At 72.0% G+C, this 18297-nt stretch carries 15 protein-coding genes and 1 tRNA gene; 12 read left to right on the top strand and 4 right to left on the bottom strand.

The window, feature by feature from the left end; all coding sequences use genetic code 11:
• The first annotated feature begins 280 nt into the window (after positions 1-280).
• From OHN19_RS25515 to OHN19_RS25505, 3 genes are all read left to right on the top strand, one after another.
• Entirely contained in the window at positions 281-1810 is a 1530-nt protein-coding gene (locus OHN19_RS25515) for an MFS transporter (RefSeq protein ID WP_330266427.1), read from the top strand.
• Between the two features lie 547 nt (positions 1811-2357).
• A complete protein-coding gene (locus OHN19_RS25510; RefSeq protein WP_330266426.1) occupies positions 2358-2765 on the top strand; it encodes a DUF485 domain-containing protein in 408 nt (135 codons plus the stop codon).
• Positions 2762-4372: a cation acetate symporter gene (locus OHN19_RS25505; protein ID WP_330266425.1), complete on the top strand. Its 1611-nt coding sequence runs from the start codon at positions 2762-2764 to the stop codon at positions 4370-4372. Before OHN19_RS25510 ends, OHN19_RS25505 begins: the two co-directional genes overlap by 4 nt.
• A 138-nt stretch (positions 4373-4510) precedes the next feature.
• On the opposite strand, the gene OHN19_RS25500 is transcribed toward OHN19_RS25505, so the two are convergent.
• From OHN19_RS25500 to OHN19_RS25490, 3 genes are all read right to left on the bottom strand, one after another.
• Positions 4511-5398, bottom strand: coding sequence for a cellulose-binding protein (locus tag OHN19_RS25500; protein ID WP_330266424.1), 888 nt, complete (start codon positions 5396-5398; stop codon positions 4511-4513).
• A 214-nt stretch (positions 5399-5612) separates the two neighbouring features.
• On the bottom strand, positions 5613-8483 hold the full coding sequence (locus tag OHN19_RS25495) for an SUKH-4 family immunity protein (protein WP_330266423.1): 2871 nt from the start codon (positions 8481-8483) through the stop codon (positions 5613-5615).
• A gap of 9 nt (positions 8484-8492) precedes the next feature.
• Positions 8493-9488 (bottom strand): SMI1/KNR4 family protein, encoded by a 996-nt coding sequence (locus OHN19_RS25490; RefSeq protein ID WP_330266422.1) that lies wholly within the window; start codon positions 9486-9488, stop codon positions 8493-8495.
• 325 nt (positions 9489-9813) lie between these two features.
• On the opposite strand from OHN19_RS25490, the gene OHN19_RS25485 reads away from it, so the two are divergent.
• Together OHN19_RS25485 and OHN19_RS25480 are read left to right on the top strand one after the other, a co-directional pair.
• On the top strand, positions 9814-10386 hold the full coding sequence (locus OHN19_RS25485; RefSeq protein WP_330266421.1) for a YwqJ-related putative deaminase: 573 nt from the start codon (positions 9814-9816) through the stop codon (positions 10384-10386).
• A 218-nt stretch (positions 10387-10604) separates the two neighbouring features.
• Positions 10605-11099, top strand: a complete 495-nt coding sequence (locus OHN19_RS25480; protein ID WP_330266420.1) for an SUKH-3 domain-containing protein — start codon at positions 10605-10607, stop codon at positions 11097-11099.
• Between the two features lie 13 nt (positions 11100-11112).
• Here the strand turns inward: OHN19_RS25480 and OHN19_RS25475 are convergent, their stop codons facing one another.
• A complete protein-coding gene (locus tag OHN19_RS25475) occupies positions 11113-12420 on the bottom strand; it encodes a sensor histidine kinase (RefSeq protein WP_330266419.1) in 1308 nt (435 codons plus the stop codon).
• Positions 12421-12669: 249 nt separating this feature from the next.
• Between OHN19_RS25475 and OHN19_RS25470 the strand changes: the two genes are divergently transcribed.
• The 7 genes from OHN19_RS25470 (at position 12670) to OHN19_RS25440 (ending at position 18271) form a co-directional block, all read left to right on the top strand.
• Positions 12670-12741, top strand: a tRNA-Gln gene (locus OHN19_RS25470).
• A gap of 115 nt (positions 12742-12856) precedes the next feature.
• Positions 12857-14305 carry a bifunctional UDP-N-acetylglucosamine diphosphorylase/glucosamine-1-phosphate N-acetyltransferase GlmU gene (gene glmU / locus OHN19_RS25465; RefSeq protein WP_330266418.1) on the top strand — a complete coding sequence of 483 codons (1449 nt, stop codon included), beginning with the start codon at positions 12857-12859 and terminating at the stop codon, positions 14303-14305.
• A 75-nt stretch (positions 14306-14380) separates the two neighbouring features.
• Complete coding sequence (locus OHN19_RS25460; protein ID WP_330266417.1) at positions 14381-15361, top strand: ribose-phosphate diphosphokinase; 981 nt, start codon at positions 14381-14383, stop codon at positions 15359-15361.
• Positions 15362-15548: 187 nt separating this feature from the next.
• Complete coding sequence (locus OHN19_RS25455) at positions 15549-16142, top strand: 50S ribosomal protein L25/general stress protein Ctc (RefSeq protein ID WP_330266416.1); 594 nt, start codon at positions 15549-15551, stop codon at positions 16140-16142.
• Positions 16143-16269: 127 nt separating this feature from the next.
• Complete coding sequence (gene pth, locus OHN19_RS25450) at positions 16270-16872, top strand: aminoacyl-tRNA hydrolase (RefSeq protein ID WP_330266415.1); 603 nt, start codon at positions 16270-16272, stop codon at positions 16870-16872.
• 41 nt (positions 16873-16913) lie between these two features.
• Complete coding sequence (locus tag OHN19_RS25445; RefSeq protein ID WP_330266414.1) at positions 16914-17429, top strand: hypothetical protein; 516 nt, start codon at positions 16914-16916, stop codon at positions 17427-17429.
• Between the two features lie 137 nt (positions 17430-17566).
• Positions 17567-18271 (top strand): LPXTG cell wall anchor domain-containing protein, encoded by a 705-nt coding sequence (locus OHN19_RS25440; RefSeq protein WP_330266413.1) that lies wholly within the window; start codon positions 17567-17569, stop codon positions 18269-18271.
• Positions 18272-18297 lie beyond the last annotated feature (26 nt).

Here is an 18297-nt window from a genome sequence, read left to right as displayed (position 1 = left end):
TTCTACGGGGGAAAACCCCACCCCCGTCGATCCTGCGGCCCCTCCCCCACCGCTCCCCAGCGGCGTAAAGCCAGGTTAAGGACGGAGGGTGGCCCTTCTCCTCCTCCGGGGGTACGAACCCTCCCCGAGCCGTAGGAGGGAGGTACCCCTAGGGGCAGTCCACCGACGGGTGGAGGCGATCTAGGGGTACAGCTCCACCCCGGCTCCACCCCCTGGTCCACCGAGGCTGCACCCTGCCGCCGCGTGAGGGTCAAGTGGGAGAGTGGTCGCCGCCAGATAGATGCAGGGGGAAGGAATCGCCGTGGACGACGTGGACGACATCAAGCCGGCCGTGGGCGCGTCCGCGCGGCCCGTCTCCACGCACCGGCGCGGGCCCGTGGTGGCGGCCCTGATGCTCGCGATGGCCCTCGCGGCCCTCGACTCCACCATCGTCTCCACCGCCGTCCCGCAGATCGTCGGCGACCTGGGCGGCTTCTCGGTCTTCTCGTGGCTGTTCTCCGGCTACCTGCTGGCCGTGACGGTGACGCTGCCGGTGTACGGCAAGCTGTCCGACACCTTCGGCCGCAAGCCGGTGCTGGTGGTGGGCGCGGCGGTGTTCCTGGCCGGCTCGCTGCTGTGCGCGGTGGCCTGGAACATGGGCGCGCTGATCGCCTTCCGGATCCTCCAGGGACTCGGCGGCGGCGCGCTCCAGGGCACGGTCCAGACGCTCGCCGCCGACCTCTACCCGCTCGAGGAACGCCCGAAGATCCAGGCCAAGCTGTCCACCGTGTGGGCGGTGGCCGCGGTCGCGGGCCCAGGTGTCGGCGGCGTGCTCGCGGCGTACGCGGACTGGCGGTGGATCTTCCTGGTCAACCTCCCCATAGGAGCGGTGGCGTTGTGGCTGATCGTCCGTCATCTGCGTGAGCCGGTCCGCGAAAAGCCCGCCACGCGCGCGCGTGTCGACTGGGCGGGCGCGCTCGCGGTGTTCGCGTGCGGGGGCATACTGCTGACGGCGCTCGTCCAGGGCGGGGTGGCGTGGGCGTGGCTGTCGGGGCCGTCCCTGGGCCTGTTCGGCGCGGGGCTCGCCCTGGTGGCCGTCGTGGTCCTGATCGAGCGCCGCGCGGCCGAGCCGATCATCCCCGGCTGGGTGTGGCGCCGCAGGACCATCGCCGCGGTGAACCTGGCCCTCGGCGCGCTGGGCCTGCTCATGGTGGCCCCGACGGTCTTCCTGCCGACGTACGCCCAGTCGGTGCTCGGCCTCACCCCGGTCGCCGCCGGATTCGTGCTGTCCGTCTGGACGCTCAGCTGGCCGGCGTCGGCGGCGCTGAGCCAGCACGTGTACCGGCGCATCGGCTTCCGCCGTACGGCGATGCTGGGCATCGGTGCGGCGGCCCTGATCCTCTTCGCGTTCCCGCTCCTGCCCTACCCGGGCGCGGCCTGGCAGCCCACCCTGCTGATGCTGCTCCTGGGCGCCGCCCTGGGCCTGTTCCAGCTCCCCCTGCTCGTCGGGGTCCAGTCGACGGTCGGCTGGGCGGAACGCGGCACGACGACCGCGTCCGTCCTGTTCTGCCGCCAGACCGGCCAGACGGTGGGCGCGGCGCTGTTCGGCGCGGTGGCGAACGGCGTCCTTGCGGCCCGCCTCGGCGGCGCGAGCGACCTGGACTCCGTCACGCGCGCACTGGACGCCGGCCCCGCCCCGGAGGCGACCCGCGCGGCCGTCGCGGACGCGGTGCACGCGGTGTACGCGGGCGCGGGCTGCGCGGCGGCCCTGGCGTTCGCGGTACTGCTGTTCCTCGCCCCGCGCCGCTTCCCGGTCCTCAAGGAGCAGTGACCGCCGCGGGGGCGACGCAGGCCGACGCACGCGGCCACACGCGCGTGAAGACCCCCGCGGGTCAGAAGACGGTCTCGCCGAGCACGAACACGACCACGCCGAACAGCAGGACCGCGGAGAGCGCCGTCTTGAAGAGACCGTCACCGCGGAAGCCGCGGACCTCGATCCGTTCGGGCTTGCGGGGTCATAGAGGCGCGAGGCTGCCGACGCCTGCCGCAGTTCCGGCTTCGGAGCCGGGGCGGTGGTCGAGGCGCGGTTGCCGGTGTGCCTGAGGACGACGACGGCGAGGGCGGGGCGCGCTGCCACCCCGTCGTGCCGTCCGCGCACCCGAAGTAGGCGCCCGCACACGCTCCGACGCGACCAAAAGTCCGAGTTAACGCGGGTAACACCGCAGGTCAGAGAAGTAAGCGCATACCGACCAATCAGTTTGCCGAAAGGGCTGTACAACTTCGAACCGGCCGGTAACGTGCGGGGCTCCGCTCCCCGTCCACCCCCCAACTCCCTGCGGTCCACCGCACCGGACCCGAGCCACGCAAGGAGCCCCGGGATGTCCTTCGACCGCTCCCAGCCGCATCCCACCTACCCCTGGCAACCCCCCGAACCGCCACCCGAACCCGCCCCACGTCCCACACGCCACCGCTCCCCGATCGGCCACCACAGCGACCTGCGGATCCTGCGCGGCGCCTACCGCCGACAGCGGCGCACCGCCACCTTCACCGCACTCGGCTACTTCACGCTCTTCCTGGTGCTGTCGGCGTACGCCCCGTCCTTCATGGCGAGCGGCCTCACCGACGGCCTGCCCACCGGGCTGCTCCTCGCCCTGCTCCAACTGCCCGTCACCTGGCTCGCGATCGCCCTGTACGAGCACACCGCGCGCCGCTCCGTCGATCCGCTCGCCGACCGCATCCGCAAGCAGTCCGAAGTGGACGCCAGACGAGGGGCGGCGACCCGGTGACCGGCTTCAGTGACTCCGCGCAGGCGATGAGCCTGGTGGCGTTCTCCGCCGTCGCCACCCTCACCCTGCTGCTGTGCGTGATGACCGGTCCGGACGGCGACGACCTCGACGAGTTCTACACCGGCTTCAGCTCGCTCTCCCCCATGCGCAACGGCCTCGCCATCGCGGGCGACTACATCTCCGCCGCGACCGTCCTCGGCACCGGCGGGGTCATCGCGCTCTTCGGCTACGACGGTGTCGTCCTCGCCCTCAGCACCGCCCTGTCGCTGATGCTGCTGATGTTCCTGCTGGCCGAACCCCTGCGCAACGCGGGCCGGTTCACCATGGGCGACGCGTTCGCGCGCCGGATGCCGGGACGCCCCGTGCGCATCGCCGCCTGCCTGGTCACCCTCGCCGCGCTGCTGCCGCTGATGCTGGTGCAGCTCGCCGGGGCCGGCCAACTGCTGGCGTTCATCCTGGGGTTCGACGGCGACTCGCTGAAGACCGGGTTCATCATCGGACTCGGCATGCTGATGATCAGCTACGCGGCCATCGGCGGCATGAAGGGCACCGCCCTCATCCAGATCCTGAAGATGGTCATGCTGCTCGGGTCGGGGGCCGTGGTCGCCGTCCTGGTCATGAACCGGTTCTCCTGGGTCCCGGGGGCACTGTTCGACACGGCGGCCCGGCAGAGCGGGGTCGGGCAGGACTTCCTCAACTCGGGGCTGGAGTTCGCGGGCGGGCCGTACCCGCGCCTCGACATGATCACCTCGCAGCTGGCGGTCGTCATCGGCGGGGCGTGTCTGCCGCACGTCACCATGCGCATGTACACCGCCAACAGCGCGCGTCAGGTACGGCGTTCGATGTCCTGGGCGGTCTCGTCGGTGGCCGTGTTCGTCCTGGTCATCACGGTCGTCGGGGTCGGCGCGACGGCGATGATCGGGCGGACGGTGATCGCGGAGGCGGACCCGCAGGGCAACACGGCGTACCTGCTGGGATCGCGGGCGGCGTTCGGCCCGGAGGTGTCCACCGGAGAGACGTTTCTCTTCACCGCGGTCACCACGGCGCTCTTCCTCACCCTGCTGGCCTCCGTCGCCGGCATGATCCTCGCCTGCGCGAACTCCCTCGCGCACGACGTGTTCGCGACGCGGGCGCGGTCGATGTCACCGCGCCGGGAGATCCTGGTGGCCCGCGTCTCGGCGCTGGCGGTCGGCGTCCCCACGATCCTCCTCGCGACGCTGATCCAGCACCGCAGTCTCCAGCCGCTGGTGATCCTGTCCTTCTGCGTCGGCGCGTCCGCCCTCGCGCCCGCCCTGGTGTTCAGCCTCTTCTGGCGCCGCTACACCCGGACCGGGCTGCTGTGCACGCTGCTCGGCGGCACGGCCACGGTCCTCGCGCTGATGCCGGGCACCAACCTCGTCTCCGGCTCGCCCGTGTCCGCGTTCCCCGAAGCCGACTTCAACTGGCTCCCGTTCACGACGACCGGGCTCATCTCGATCCCGGCGGGCTTCGCCCTCGGCTGGCTGGGGACGGTCGTCTCCGGGCGCCGGAAGGCGGAGGAACAGCGGGGGCAGTACGAGGCGGTGGAGGGGTGGATCCTGGCGGGGGCGGTCAGGAAGGGGTCTTAAGGGGCCGACGTACTGCTGCGGGTGGTTCGTGGTTGCTCGCGCCCCTCGAGTGGGATCAGTGAAGCTCCTTGAGGGGCGCGGGGAACCGCGCGACCAGCCGCCACTCACCCGCAGCCGTACGACGGCCCGAGGCACCCGTCACTCCATCGCCGCCCTCCCCGTCAGCGCCGTCAGGCTGCTGCGCACCTGGTCCATCTGTGCCTGTACGTCGTCCCACCGCGCCGCGTGCTCGCGGAGGACCCGTTCCGTCTCCCCGGCGATGCGCTCCTCCTCTGCACGCGCCTGTGCGAGGATCTCGGCCGCACGCGCGTGTGCCTCCTCCTCGCTCTGCCGCACCGCCGCCTCCGCCGCCGCGAACTCCCGTTTCGCCTCCGACAGCGACTCCTCCGCACGCGCCACCCGTTCGGCGTCCCGCGCGTCCCCTCCGACCGCGCGCCGCTCCTCGGCGCGCTCCACCTCGGCCCAGCGTTCCGCGTGCTCCTTGGCCTGTTCGGCGAGCATCCCGATGGTGCGCTGCCGTACCTCGCGCAACGCGGCGAGCGCCTCCCCGCGCCCCTCCTTCACCTCGCGCCGGGCGGCGACCCGGATCTCGTCGGCCTCCGCGCGGGCGGCGAGCAGCCGGTGACGGGCGCGTTCCTCGGCCTCGGAGCGCACGGAGTCGGCGTGCGCCTGCGCGGCATCCCGTACGGCGTCCGCGTGCGCCCGCGCCTCGTCCACGAGCCGCCGCGCCTCCTGCCGAGCGCGCTCCCTGACGGCCCCGGCCTCCTCCTGCCCCAGCTCGAAGAGCCGGCGCGCGCCCTCCCCGAGCGCCTCGTACGTCTGCGGGGCCAGCTCCGCCACGACCTCCCGCAGCCGGACCGCCTCCGCCGCCATGTCCTTGGCGAGCACCGTGAGCCGGGCGGCGCGTTCCCACGCGGCGTCGCGGTCCCGGGACAGGGCGGCGGCGAACGCGTCGACCTGTTCAGGGCGGTAGCCACGCCCCCGTACGGCCATGAACCCCTGGGGCGACACCGGTGCGCTGCTCATCCTGGAACCCTCTCCGCCGAAACAACCCGAACGGACACAAAATGATGATTTCGCGCACATCTTGATGTATCGGACGGAAATGTTCATAACGCGACACTCCGCGGACAGGTCACGGCGGCCGGCGCGCCCACGCGAGAGGGCCGGACCCGGTCATACGACCCGGTCCGGCCCTCTGCACCCGCGCGTGGATCAGCGGATCAGCGGCTACGCGGCCTCACAGCAGCCCGTCCCACATCTCCTCCAGCAGCACCGACCACCAGCTCTCCGGCGAACTCAGCGCCGCGGGATCGAGCGAGGCCAGCTGGGCCTGGAAGTCGACGGTCCAGCGGCCGGCCTGCTCCTGGTTCAGGCCGAAGCGCAGCCGCCACATCCGGCCGAGCAGCGCCAGACAGCGCTGGAACTCCGGCAGGCCGGTGTTCACGAACTGCGGCGGTACGGGCGCACCGCCCGGGCCCGCCTCCACGGGTACGGCGACGATGTTCGCCGTCCCGTACTGCACGCAGACCGCCTTGCCGAAGTCGCTGCCCATGACGAGGTACGACCCCGCGTCCGAGGCCGGCCGCACCCCGCGCTCGGCGGCGAGTTCCGCCAGCGTCGGCACCGGGCGGCCCGGCTGGGCCTGCGCCCAGAAGAACGGGCCCATGTCCAACGGCAGTCCCGCCACCACGAGTGAGTGCGCGACGACCGGCGGCACGCCCTGACGGTCCACCGCGATCTGCTCGAACCGGAAGACGCCCGGGCCGAACGCGGCCGCGAGTTCCTGGGCGACGCCCTCCGGAGGGACCGGGGGCGCGGCCTGGACCGGCGGCAGGGGGGCACGCACCGGTGCGGGGCGGGCGGGGCCGTCCGCCACCTGGTGCAACTCGCCCTGGTGGGCCAGTAGTTGCCGCATGCCCTGCTGGCGGCTGGCGTGGTCGGTGCCGTAGGGGGCGATGCTGGTGATCCGTGCCTGCGGCCACTGCTCCCGGATCATCCGCGCGCAGTACGCACCCGGCAGCTCGCACGACTCCAACTCGGTGTGCAGCTCCAGCACCTGGTCCGGCGGCACGTTCATACCGCGCAGCTCGTGGAAGATCTGCCACTCCGGATGCGGCGTCCCCGGCGCGGAACGCCGGATCACCTGCTGCTCCGACCCGTCCTGCGCGCGATACCGCAACACGGCCTGATACCCGGGACCGACGGTGGGCTGCGACTGCTGGGGGTAACCGTACGCCGCGGCCTGCCCGGGGGGCGGGGGGACGGCACCGGGGGGTGCTACAGCCCCTACGGCCCCTGGAGGCGGGGGCGGCGCAGACACGCCGGCGGCACCCGGGGCGCCGGGCGGCGGTGTGGACAGCACGGTCTCGGCATGGTGCACGGCTCCACGCGTACCGCCCGGAACACCGGGGGCGCCGGGGGGCTGCGGTGCGGCGGGGGTGCCGGAGGGGTGCGGCGCGCCGGGGGCACCGGGAGGTGGGGGCGGTCCGGGGGTGCCGGGGGGCGGAGGCGGGCCGGGGGTGCCGGGAGGCGGAAGCGAGCCAGGAGTGCCGGTAGGCGGAGGCGGAGCGGGGGTGCCAGGCGCACCCGGCGCGCTTGAAGTACCCGCTCCACCGGGGAATCCCGGTCCTTCGGGAGCGCCCGGAGCACCGGGAGTGCTTGAGGCATAGGGGAACGCGGGGCCACCGGCCGCGTTCGGTGCTGCCGGGGCATGGGGGAACGCCGGTCCACCAGGCGCGTTCGGCGCACCCGGCGCACCGGGACCCTGCCCTCCCTGCACACCAGGAGCACCCGGGAACGCCGGTGCTGCCGGTCCCCCCGGAGCTCCGGGGAATCCCTGTGCCCCCGGCGGAGGCGGCGGCGTGGGGCCGGTGCCGGGGCCCGAGCCCGAGGGGGCCTCGGCGCCCGGTGCCGACACGAACTGGGTGGGCACGTACCCGCCACCCGCAGGGGGCGTGCTCCCCGGCTGCGCACCGGGCACACCCGCAGCACCCGGCGGAGGCGGCGGAGTTGAGCCGCCGCCCTGCGCACCACGCCCCGGAGGCGCCAACTTGCTGGTCGCGAGGTCGGCGATGTCCCCCGCACTCGGCGCGGGCGCCGGAGCACCAGGAGCTCCCGGCGGCTGACCCGCCCCGGCCCCCTGCGGGTACCCGTACGAGGACGCCCCGGGCGAGGCCGGCGGCGCACCCGGAGTCTGAGGAGAGCCGTAGGCCTGCCCGCTCGCCGCCGGCGTACCCGGTCCGCCGGACCCGCCCGCTCCTTGCGGATACCCGTACGAAGACGCCCCGGGCGAAGCGGCAGGCACACCACCGGCCCCCGCGTTCGCCTCCCCGCTCGGCGCAGGCGTACCAGGTGCCCCGGCCCCACCCGCCCCCTGCGGATACCCGTACGAAGACGCACCCGAAGCAGGCGGCGGAGACGAAACACCCACCCCCGGCCCACCCGAAGCAGGCGCCCCCGCCCCACCCGCCGTCTGCGGATACCCGTACCCCGCCCCACCGGACCCGCCACGCACCGCGTCCGAGACCTCCGGCGTCGGCGGAACCGCGTCCTCGACCTCGTTCCCCGGCGACGAGAACACCGTGTCCGGCAACGCCACGGACAGGTCCTCACCCCCGTTGGTGTCGGTCCCGGTCCACGGCCGCGCACCGGAAGCCGCCCCCGCGCCCCCGGAAGAACCGGACCCGGCAGCCACCCCCGCATCAGCCCCGGAGTCGCCGTCCCCCCGCCCCCCGATCCCCAACTTGTCCGCCGCGTCCTGCAACCACTCCGGCGGAGTCAGCAGGAACGACGTCTGGTTGAGGTCCACCCGAGCCGGCGGCGTCGGTGCCGCGTCGGTCGGGCCGGAGTCCCGGCCGTACTCCTCCTCGTAGCGCCGGATCACCTCACCCACCGGCAGCGAGGGCCACAGCGTGGCCTCCCCGCTGTCCCGGGCGATCACCAACCGCTGCGCACCGCCGTCGGAGCGCGGCCCGTCCGCCCGGTCCTCGGCCCACACCACGAACCCGAGATCGAACTCCCGCACCCGCACCTCACGGTGCTGGTACGCCGGCACATCCCCGTTGATCCACTCTTCCGCGCGCTCCTGCGCCTGCGCGAACGTCACCATCGCTGAAGCTCACTCCCCCGACACGGAAGAAGACACGGGAACGGCACGGGCGAACCCACCGTCCACCATCAGGTTCGCCACCGTCTCCAACTCCGGTGGATTACCGGCCAGTCGGGACAGGAACACGTCGAAGTCCGCACCGCAGGGCAGCAGCAGCCGCCGTACCCGCTCGGCCGGCGGCAGCGAGGGATCGGCGTCGCGGGCGTCGTCGTAGGCGCAGAACCAGACCGAACCGATCTCCTCGCCCTTCACCTTCACGGCCAGCAGTCCGCCCTGGACGAAGCCGACGCCGAGATAGTCCTTGGTGAGGTGGTCGCGCAGGCACTTGTTGACGTAGACGAGGTCGTTGACCGCCGCCTCGTCCCGCACGGTGAAGAACGGCTGGTCCACCAGCAGCCCCAGCTCCGCGTCCAGCGCCGCCCCCACCGGCGCGGACCCGCCCGCCGCCTTCAGGAACGACCGGTACGCGCCCGGCAGCCGGTAACCGAGGTCCTCCTCGACCCCCAGCACCTGCGACTCGGTCACCGCCACCGACGACTTCGGGAGCCCGAAGTGCGCCGGACGGGTCTCCTGGAGCGGCCGGGTCCCGCGCTTGTTCTGGTCGACGCGCGTCGTCGCGATCCCGCCGTGGTGCCGCAGCAGCGCCTTCACCTCCACCGGGACCAGCTCCAGACGCCGCGAACCCACCACGTGGTGCCAGGTCCAGCCGTGCGGGGTCGCCACCGCCGGCACCGTGTCCCACAGGTCGTGACCGGTGGCCGCGAGCGCCGCGTTCGCCGACACGTAGTCCGTCAGCCGCAGTTCGTCGACCCCGAAGCCCTCCGGCGGCTCGGCGATCTCGGCGGCCGCGCGCGCGTAGGGCGAGAAGTCGGGGTAGCCGCGCTCGTCCACCCGCACCCCTCTGGGATGACGCGCGGCCCGGACCGGATCCGGGAAATGCACGACCTGCCCGGCATAGGCCGCGTTCGGCGGCGCGGCTTTCTGCCCGAGCCGACCTGTCGTCATCGCTGAAGCCCCCTGCGGCGCTCTGGTACGACGCACGGCGGCTCCCCCTGGCAGGGCGGGCCGTCACGCACCGTATCGACTGTCTCGTCCGTCTCCACGCGTCAACCGCGCGCATCGCGGCGACCACTTGGATCGCGGTGCGAACAGCCTATGCGGTACGACGACACCGGTCACCGGGCACCGGGCAGGGCCCCTCCGCTTCCGTGACCAGCCGTCACCCCGCCGTGACAGCGCGGTCGAACCCGGGCGTGTCGCGCCGCCCCAGCTTCCGCACCAGCCACGCCGTTTGGCAGTCTGTGACGTCCGGGGGGATGCCCGGGAGGGGATGATGATCATGAACACGACGCAGACGGGACCGCACACAGGGCCGTACGAGGGCGCCACGGCCGGCGCGAACGGCCACCCGCACACGGGTCTCGGCGGCGATCCCCGCATCGGCTGGAGCAGCGCCGAGAGACCTCACGCGCCCGCCCTCCACCACCGCCGCGACGGCATACTGCCCACCGTCGCCGCCGCCCTCTCCGTCCGCGGCGCCACGCTCACCTCGACGGCCGCCCGCGGCGACGAGCCGCCGCAACTGCACCCGCTCGTCCAGGACTTCCTCGACACCCTCGGCAGCGACCGGCGCGACCGCTTCACCGGGCGCTGCGCCGAGACCATGCTCATATCCCGGCACATCGCCGCCGCCGACGCCGCCCGCAGCAAGCGCGCCGCGCGCAAACCCATGACCAACGGCGAGGCCCGCCGCGCACTCAAGCAGGCCAAGCTCACCGCCCGCCGCATCCGGGAGGACGGCGACCCGCTGCACGGCAGCTTCGCCGCCCCCTGCCGCGCCTGCACCGCCCTGAGCGCCCACTTCGGGGTACGCATCGTCGACCCGACGACGGACGGCGGCTGACGGTCCGGTCGTGGCGCGGGTCGACTGCAACTCCTCAGCGGCGTGGGGAACTGAGCGACCAGCCACGACGGACCTCGAGCCGCCCGACAACAGGACCCGGCACCCCCACAGGCGCTGCACGACCAGCCACCACACACCCGCACCACCGGCACCATCCGCACAACGGCGCCTCCGCTCCCCCGGCGCCCACCCATGACCTCGACGAACGCGAAGGGCAGATGCACCCCGACCGCACCAACAGCACCCGTTTCCCCGTCCCCGTCGACGCCGTCCTGCGCGCCGCCGGCTGGCTGCCCGGACGCTGGGACATAAAGCAGGCCGAGATCTGGGCCGACACCCTGCGCGAGCACACCTCACCGGCCGGACACCGGCACGCCGTGTTCCCCGCCGCGGTCGAGGCCTGGGCGGAGTTCGGCGGACTGCACCTGACCCCCACCGGCCCCGGCCGCCAGGTCGCCCCCGCCCACCTCCACCTCGACCCGCTGCACGGCCTCCACATGGCCCGCACCCTCGCCGACCTGGGCCGCGCGCTGGACACCGAGGTCTGCCCCCTCGGCGCCGAGACCGACACCCAGGCGCTGCTGGCCATCGACACCGAGGGCCGGGTCTACGCCCTCGACCACACCGGCGACTGGTACCTCGGCCCGGACATCGACCAGGCCCTGGCCGGCCTCCTCGCCGGCGTCGAACCGGCCCGCCTCACCGCCGGCTGAGCCCGCGGCGGCCTCACGCCGCCGGAATCACCGCCGACACCCGGAATCCCCCCGCCTCCGTCGGCCCCGACACGAACACCCCGCCCAGCGCGGCGACCCGTTCCTTCATCCCCACCAGGCCGTTGCCCCCCGAGGGCAACCGGGCCGACGTGAGGGAGGACACCTCGGGCGGCGGTTCGTTCTCCACCTGCATCGCGATCTCCGACACCCGGTGCGCGAGGCGTACGTGCGTCTTGGCGCCCGCCGCGTGCTTGTGGACGTTCGTCAACGCCTCCTGCACCACCCGGAACGCCGTCTGCTCGATCTGCGCGGGATAGGACCGCACCTCGCCCTCCACCGAGAGGTCCACCGCCATCCCCGCCTCGGCCGACTGCCCGATCAACGCCTCCAGATCGTCCAGACAGGGCCCGTCGGACTCGTCCACGGCCCGCGAGGCCGCCGCTGCCGCCGCCACGCCCACGGCGACGAGCGGAACCGCCGCCGACTCCTTGCGCCCGAACCCGTCCCCGCTGCGCAGCACGCCGAGCATCTCCCGCAGCTCGGTGAGCGCCTGGCGCCCCATGTCCCCCACCAGGACCGCGTTCTTGACGGCCTTCTCGGGATCCTTCCGGGCCACGGCCTGCAACGCGGCCGCGTGCACCACCATCAGGCTCACCCGGTGCGCGACGACGTCGTGCATCTCCCGGGCGATCCGCGTCCGCTCCTCGTTCCGCGCCCACTCCGCCCGCTCCTCGGCCCGCTCGGCGAGCAGCTGGAGCTCCCGCTCGAGGTCGTCGGCCCGCTCACGGAGACTCTCCATGAGCCGCCGCCGCGCCCCGACGTACAGCCCCAGCAGCAGGGGCGGGGCGGTCATCCCGATCGCGGTGGTGATCGACACGAACGGGACGAACCAGTCCCCGAGGTCCAGGTCGGCCCGCCCCGGGTCCTGCCGCACCCGCACGAACATCACGATCAGCATCCCGACCAGGGACATCCCCGCCAGCGATCCGATGATCCGGCGCGGCAGCTCCGACGCGGCGAGCGTGTAGAGGCCGACGATGCCCATCAGATAGCCCATCTGGGCGGGCGTGATCGCGATGCTCACCAGCACCACGGCGATCGGCCACTTCCGCCGGATGAGGAGCACCGATCCGGCCAGCACCCCGAACACGATCCCCGCGGCCATCGGGATCCCGGCGTCCTCCGCGAACCGGATCCCCTCGAACGCACACTCCACCGCGGACGCCGACGCCAGGCCCACGTCCAGCACCGCACTGCGCCACCTTGCCCACCACCACGGCCCCGTCTGAGCCGCGGTGGTGTCTTCCCCCGTCGTGGTCATGGCTCCAGACTACGTTCGCCGGTGCGAGGTTTTCCGGCGCATTTCGACGACTGGCCTACACCACAGCGAGTGACCGATCGACCACGAAACCGCCCGATATCCCTCGAACTGCCGAATCGCTCACCGTTCGAACCCGGAACCCCACATTCCACGAGCGCCGATCTGTACCGTCGCATCGAAGGCGCCTGGTACGGCATAGTAGGAGGCGCGCTCGGCGACTTGACTGAATGTCCGGTTCAGTCGAGATATTCCCCCGTGGTGTAATTGGCAGCACCGTGGCTTTTGGTGCCATTTGTCCGGGTTCGAGTCCTGGCGGGGGAGCAACAGCCTGTTCGGGCCCTGACAGCACTGTCAGGGCCCGCTCTCATGTCCCCCAGGAAACGCCCCGGTATCCTGCGGATGTCACCCCACCCCCTCCACAGCCGAAGGGCATCCCGTGAGCGCCATTCGCCCGGCAGCCGTCGTCGTTCTCGCAGCGGGTGAGGGCACCCGTATGAAGTCGGCCACACCCAAGGTCCTGCACGAGCTGTGCGGTCGCAGTCTCGTGGGTCATGTGCTCGCCGCGGCCCGTGAGTTGGAGCCCGAGCACCTCGTGGTGGTCGTGGGGCACGCCCGGGAGAAGGTCACCGCGCATCTCGCCGGCACCGACGCCGACGTACGGACGGCCGTACAGGCGCAGCAGAACGGCACCGGGCACGCCGTACGGATGGCCCTGGAGGAGCTGGGCGGTTCTGTCGAGGGGACCGTCGTCGTGGTGTGCGGGGACACTCCGCTGCTGACCGGTGAGACCCTCAACACCCTTGCCGCCACGCACTCCTCGGACGGCAACGCGGTCACCGTGCTGAGCGCCGAGGTGCCGGACGCGACGGGGTACGGGCGGATCGTGCGGGACGCCGTCTCCGGTGCCGTGACCGAGATCGTCGAGCACAAGGACGCCTCCGAGGCGCAGCGGGCCATCCGGGAGATCAACTCCGGTGTGTTCGCCTTCGACGGTCAGCTGCTCGCCGACGCGCTCGGCAAGGTCCGCACGGACAACTCGCAGGGCGAGGAGTACCTGACGGACGTGCTCGGCATCCTGCGTGAGGCCGGGCACCGGGTCGGCGCCGCCGTCGCCGCCGACCACCGCGAGATCGCCGGGATCAACAACCGGGTGCAGCTCGCCGAGGCCCGCCGCATCCTCAACGACCGGCTGCTGACGCGCGCGATGCTCTCCGGTGTCACGGTGATCGACCCGGCCACCACCTGGGTCGACGTGAGCGTCACCTTCGGCCAGGACTCCGTCGTCCACCCGGGCACCCAGCTGCACGGCTCCACCCACATCGGCGAGGGCGCCGAGGTGGGCCCCAACAGCCGGCTCAAGGACACCGTCGTCGAGGCCGGGGCCCGGGTGGACAACACGGTGTCCGACGGCGCCCACATCGGGGCGGGCGCGATCGTGGGGCCGTACGCCTCGCTCCGTCCCGGTACCCGGCTGGGCGCGAAGGGCAAGATCGGCACCTTCGTGGAGACGAAGAACGCGAGCATCGGCGAGGGGACGAAGGTGCCGCACCTGTCCTATGTCGGTGACGCGACGATCGGTGAGTACTCCAACATCGGTGCCGCGAGCGTGTTCGTGAACTACGACGGACAGGACAAGCACCACACCACGGTCGGGTCGCACTGCCGCACGGGTTCGGACAACATGTTTGTGGCTCCTGTCACGGTCGGGGACGGCGCGTACACCGCGGCGGGGTCGGTGATCACGAAGGACGTGCCGCCCGGTTCGCTGGCCGTGGCCCGTGGCCAGCAGCGGAATATCGAGGGTTGGGTGGCCCGGAAGCGCCCGGGGAGCGCGGCGGCGAAGGCCGCGGAAGCGGCCTCTGGCCAGCGTGAGCGCGAGAGCTGACCGGAAACAGGTGCGCCGAAGTCGTCGTACCGTGATAAGTGCACACCCCGCTGAGACACCTCTGAGGAGACAGCTGTGACCGGGATCAAGACGACCGGCGAGAAGAAGATGATGTTCTTCTCCGGCCGCGCCCACCCCGAGCTTGCCGAGGAGGTCGCCCAGCAGCTGGGTGTCGGGGTCGTCCCGACGAAGGCCTTCGACTTCGCGAACGGCGAGATCTACGTCCGCTACCAGGAGTCGGCCCGTGGTGCGGACTGCTTCGTGATCCAGAGCCACACGGCTCCGATCAACCAGTGGATCATGGAGCAGCTCATCATGATCGACGCCCTGAAGCGCGCGTCGGCCCGCTCCATCACGGTGATCGTGCCGTTCTACGGCTACGCCCGCCAGGACAAGAAGCACCGCGGCCGTGAGCCGATCTCGGCGCGACTGATCGCGGACCTGATGAAGACGGCCGGCGCCGACCGCCTCCTGACCGTCGATCTGCACACCGACCAGATCCAGGGCTTCTTCGACGGCCCCGTGGACCACCTGTTCGCGCTGCCGCTGCTGGCGGACTACGTGGGGCAGAAGATCGACCGGGCGAAGCTGACGGTGGTCTCGCCGGACGCGGGCCGGGTGCGGGTCGCGGACCGCTGGTGCGACCGGCTGGGCGCGCCGCTGGCGATCGTGCACAAGCGCCGCGACAAGGACGTGGCGAACCAGGTGACCGTCCACGAGGTCGTGGGTGAGGTCAAGGGCCGGGTGTGTGTCCTGGTCGACGACATGATCGACACCGGTGGCACCATCTGCGCGGCCGCGGACGCGCTGTTCGCGCACGGTGCGGAGGACGTCATCGTGACGGCCACGCACGGTGTGCTGTCCGGCCCGGCCGCCGACCGGCTGAAGAACTCCCGGGTGAGCGAGTTCGTGTTCACGAACACGCTGCCGACGCCGGGTGAGCTGTCCCGGGACCTGGACAAGATCAAGGTCCTGTCGATCGCGCCGACGATCGCGAGCGCGGTGCGTGAGGTGTTCGAGGACGGTTCGGTGACGAGCCTGTTCGACGAGCAGTAAGCCGTAAAAACGCTTCTGCATGATCGATTTTTCTACGGCCTCCCCCGCTGAGTAGACTGCACAGGTTGCTCGGCGAGGGAGGCCGTATCCATGGGTACGGCGATCCGTTATCGACGCGCTCTTCGTAGCAGGCCGTTCGTGGCCGGGTGACCCTGTCCGTCTCTCACCCATACGAGGAGTGATCCGCATGTCCGAGGTCAAGATCTCCGCCGAGACCCGTTCCGAGTTCGGCAAGGGCGCCGCCCGCCGCATCCGCCGTGACTCCAAGGTTCCCGGTGTTCTCTACGGCCACGGTGGCGACCCGGTCCACCTGACCCTCCCGGGCCACGAGCTGCTGCTCGCGCTGCGCACGTCGAACGTCCTGATCTCCCTGGACATCGACGGCAAGACCACCGAGCTGGCGATCCCGAAGTCCGTGCAGCGCGACCCGATCAAGGGCTTCCTGGAGCACGTCGACCTGCTGCTGGTCAAGCGCGGCGAGAAGGTCAACGTCGAGGTCTACGTCCAGACCGAGGGCGAGCTGGCCCCGGGTGCCTTCCTGCTGGAGCACGTCCTGAACGCGCTTCCGGTCGTGGCCGAGGCCACGCACATCCCCGAGTCGGTCACCGTCTCCATCGCGGGCCTGACCGCCGGTGACTCCATCCTCGCCAAGGACATCACCCTGCCGAAGGGCACCACGCTGGACGTCGACGGCGAGACCGTCGTCCTCCAGGTGCTGGCCGCGCAGGCCGAGGAGTCCGAGGGCGAAGAGGCCGCGGGCGACGAGGCCGCCGAGGCCTGACCGGCGTTTCGGCCGCGGTGACGGTGCCGCCGCTTCCCCGGCGCCCGGCACCGCGGTTGTAGCCGTATACGCTCGCAGCCGCCGCCCCTGTTCAGGGGGCGGCGGCTGCGGCATGTGCAGAGGAGAGATGGACGTGACTACCCCCGCCAACGCCCCGTGGCTGATCGTCGGCCTCGGTAACCCGGGACCCGAGTACGCGGGCAACCGGCACAACGTCGGCTTCATGGTGGCCGATCTGCTGGCCGAGCGGATCGGGGGCCGGTTCAAGCGGGCCGGGAAGGCGCAGGCGCAGGTCGTCGAGGGGCGGATCGGGCCGCCCGGGCCGGCCAACCGGCGGGTGATCCTGGCCAAGCCGATGTCGTTCATGAACCTGTCCGGCGGACCGGTGAACGCGCTCAAGGACTTCTACAAGGTGCCGGTCACGAACATCGTGGCGATCCATGACGAGCTCGACATCGACTACGGCGTGCTGCGCCTCAAGCTCGGCGGCGGGGACAACGGCCACAACGGGCTGAAGTCGATGACGAAGGCGTTCGGGGCCGAGTACCACCGGGTGCGGTTCGGGATCGGGCGTCCGCCGGGCCGTATGCAGGTGGCGGACTTCGTGCTGAAGGACTTCTCGTCGAGCGAGCGCAAGGAGCTGGACTACTTCGTGGACCGGGCGGCCGACTCGGTGGAGGCGCTGGTGACCGAGGGGCTCGAGCGCGCGCAGAGCACGTACAACTCCTAGCCCGCCCTGGCCCGCATTGACTTCCGGCAATTCCATGGCCAATGATCCCGGCCATGCCTGCCACCGCCGCCGCCTCCCGTTCAGCCGCCCGCCAGGCCTCGACCGCCGCACTGCGGTTCGGGCGGCTCGCGTCGATGGGGGCGGTCACGGTGCTGATCCTGGTCGCGGGGGTGTGGGCGTCCTGGGGCAGCGCGCAGTACGTGATGCTGACGAAGGGGCGCGAGCGCGGCACGATCGAGGTGGCGCGCTGCTCGCGGGACGTGTGCAGCGGGCCGTACACGCCGATGTCGCACGGGTCCGAGGCGCGGGACCGGGTCGACATCGAGAAGTCGGTGGCGGTGCGCAAGGGCCGGGCCTACTCGGTCGTGGTGAAGCCCGGCAGCGACGACGTCGTACGGTCGGGGCCCGCCGGAGTGCTCTATTCCTGGGTGCCGATGGGCGGGGCGCTGCTGCTCGCGTCGGTGGTCGTGGCGGGCGGTCTGCGCCGGACGCGGTTCGCGTGGGTACTGGCGGGATCCGGGATCGCGCTGCTCACGGCCGCTTTCGTGACCATCTGACAGCTTTCGCCGTTCTCCGCTTCTGTGGAGCATGTGACTGTTGTCGGTTTGTGATTGACCAGAGGTCAGTGACGGCTGGATGCTAAGCCGCCCCCTCCACATCTTCCCGTTCACTCTCGAAGATGGATGACTGCCCCATGCGTACCCTCAGCCGCGCCGGTGTTCTGTCCGCCGTCGCCACGGCGGCCTTCCTCGTCGCCCCGGCCGCCCACGCCACCGTGCCCGGTGACAACGGCACCGTGAAGATCCACGACGCCACCACCGGCGAAGAGCTCCGCAAGAACGAGCCGCACGTCTGCACCTTCTACCTGGACGCCTTCGGCTTCGACTCGGTCCAGGAGGTCGACTGGCACATCGAGGCCTGGGCGCCGACGGCCGACGTCAAGGGCGAGACCGTGAAGTCCGGCGAGATCACGCTGGACTCCGACGGTCACGGCCGTACGGACGACCTGTCCCTGCCCGACGGGCACTACAAGCTGTTCTGGAACTTCGAGGGCGAGAACTCCAAGGCCGCCAAGCACAAGGTGTTCTGGACGGACTGCGAGGACGAGCAGGGCGGTGGCGGCGGTACGGCCACGCCCACCGGGTCGGCCACCCCCACGCCGTCCGGCTCGTCCACCACCGAGCCGAGCGACGGCCCGAGCACCGGGCCGAGCGCCGAGCCCAGCGAGTCCACCGAGGCCGGGGCCTCCGCGTCGGCCTCCTCCTCCGCCTCCGCGCAGGGCTCGACCGGTGACCTCGCCGAGACCGGCAGCAGCGCTCCCGTGGGCCTGCTCGCGGGCGTCTCCGCCGCGCTGCTGGCGGCCGGCGGCTACCTCGTGGTCAGGCGGCGCCGGGCCTGACGTACGACATGACAGTGCCCCCGGGG

This window comes from Streptomyces griseorubiginosus, assembly GCF_036345115.1.
Lineage (GTDB): Bacteria > Actinomycetota > Actinomycetes > Streptomycetales > Streptomycetaceae > Streptomyces > Streptomyces griseorubiginosus_C.
The sequence above is the reverse complement of the archived record's forward strand: the minus strand, read 5'-3'. Positions and strand labels throughout refer to the sequence as shown.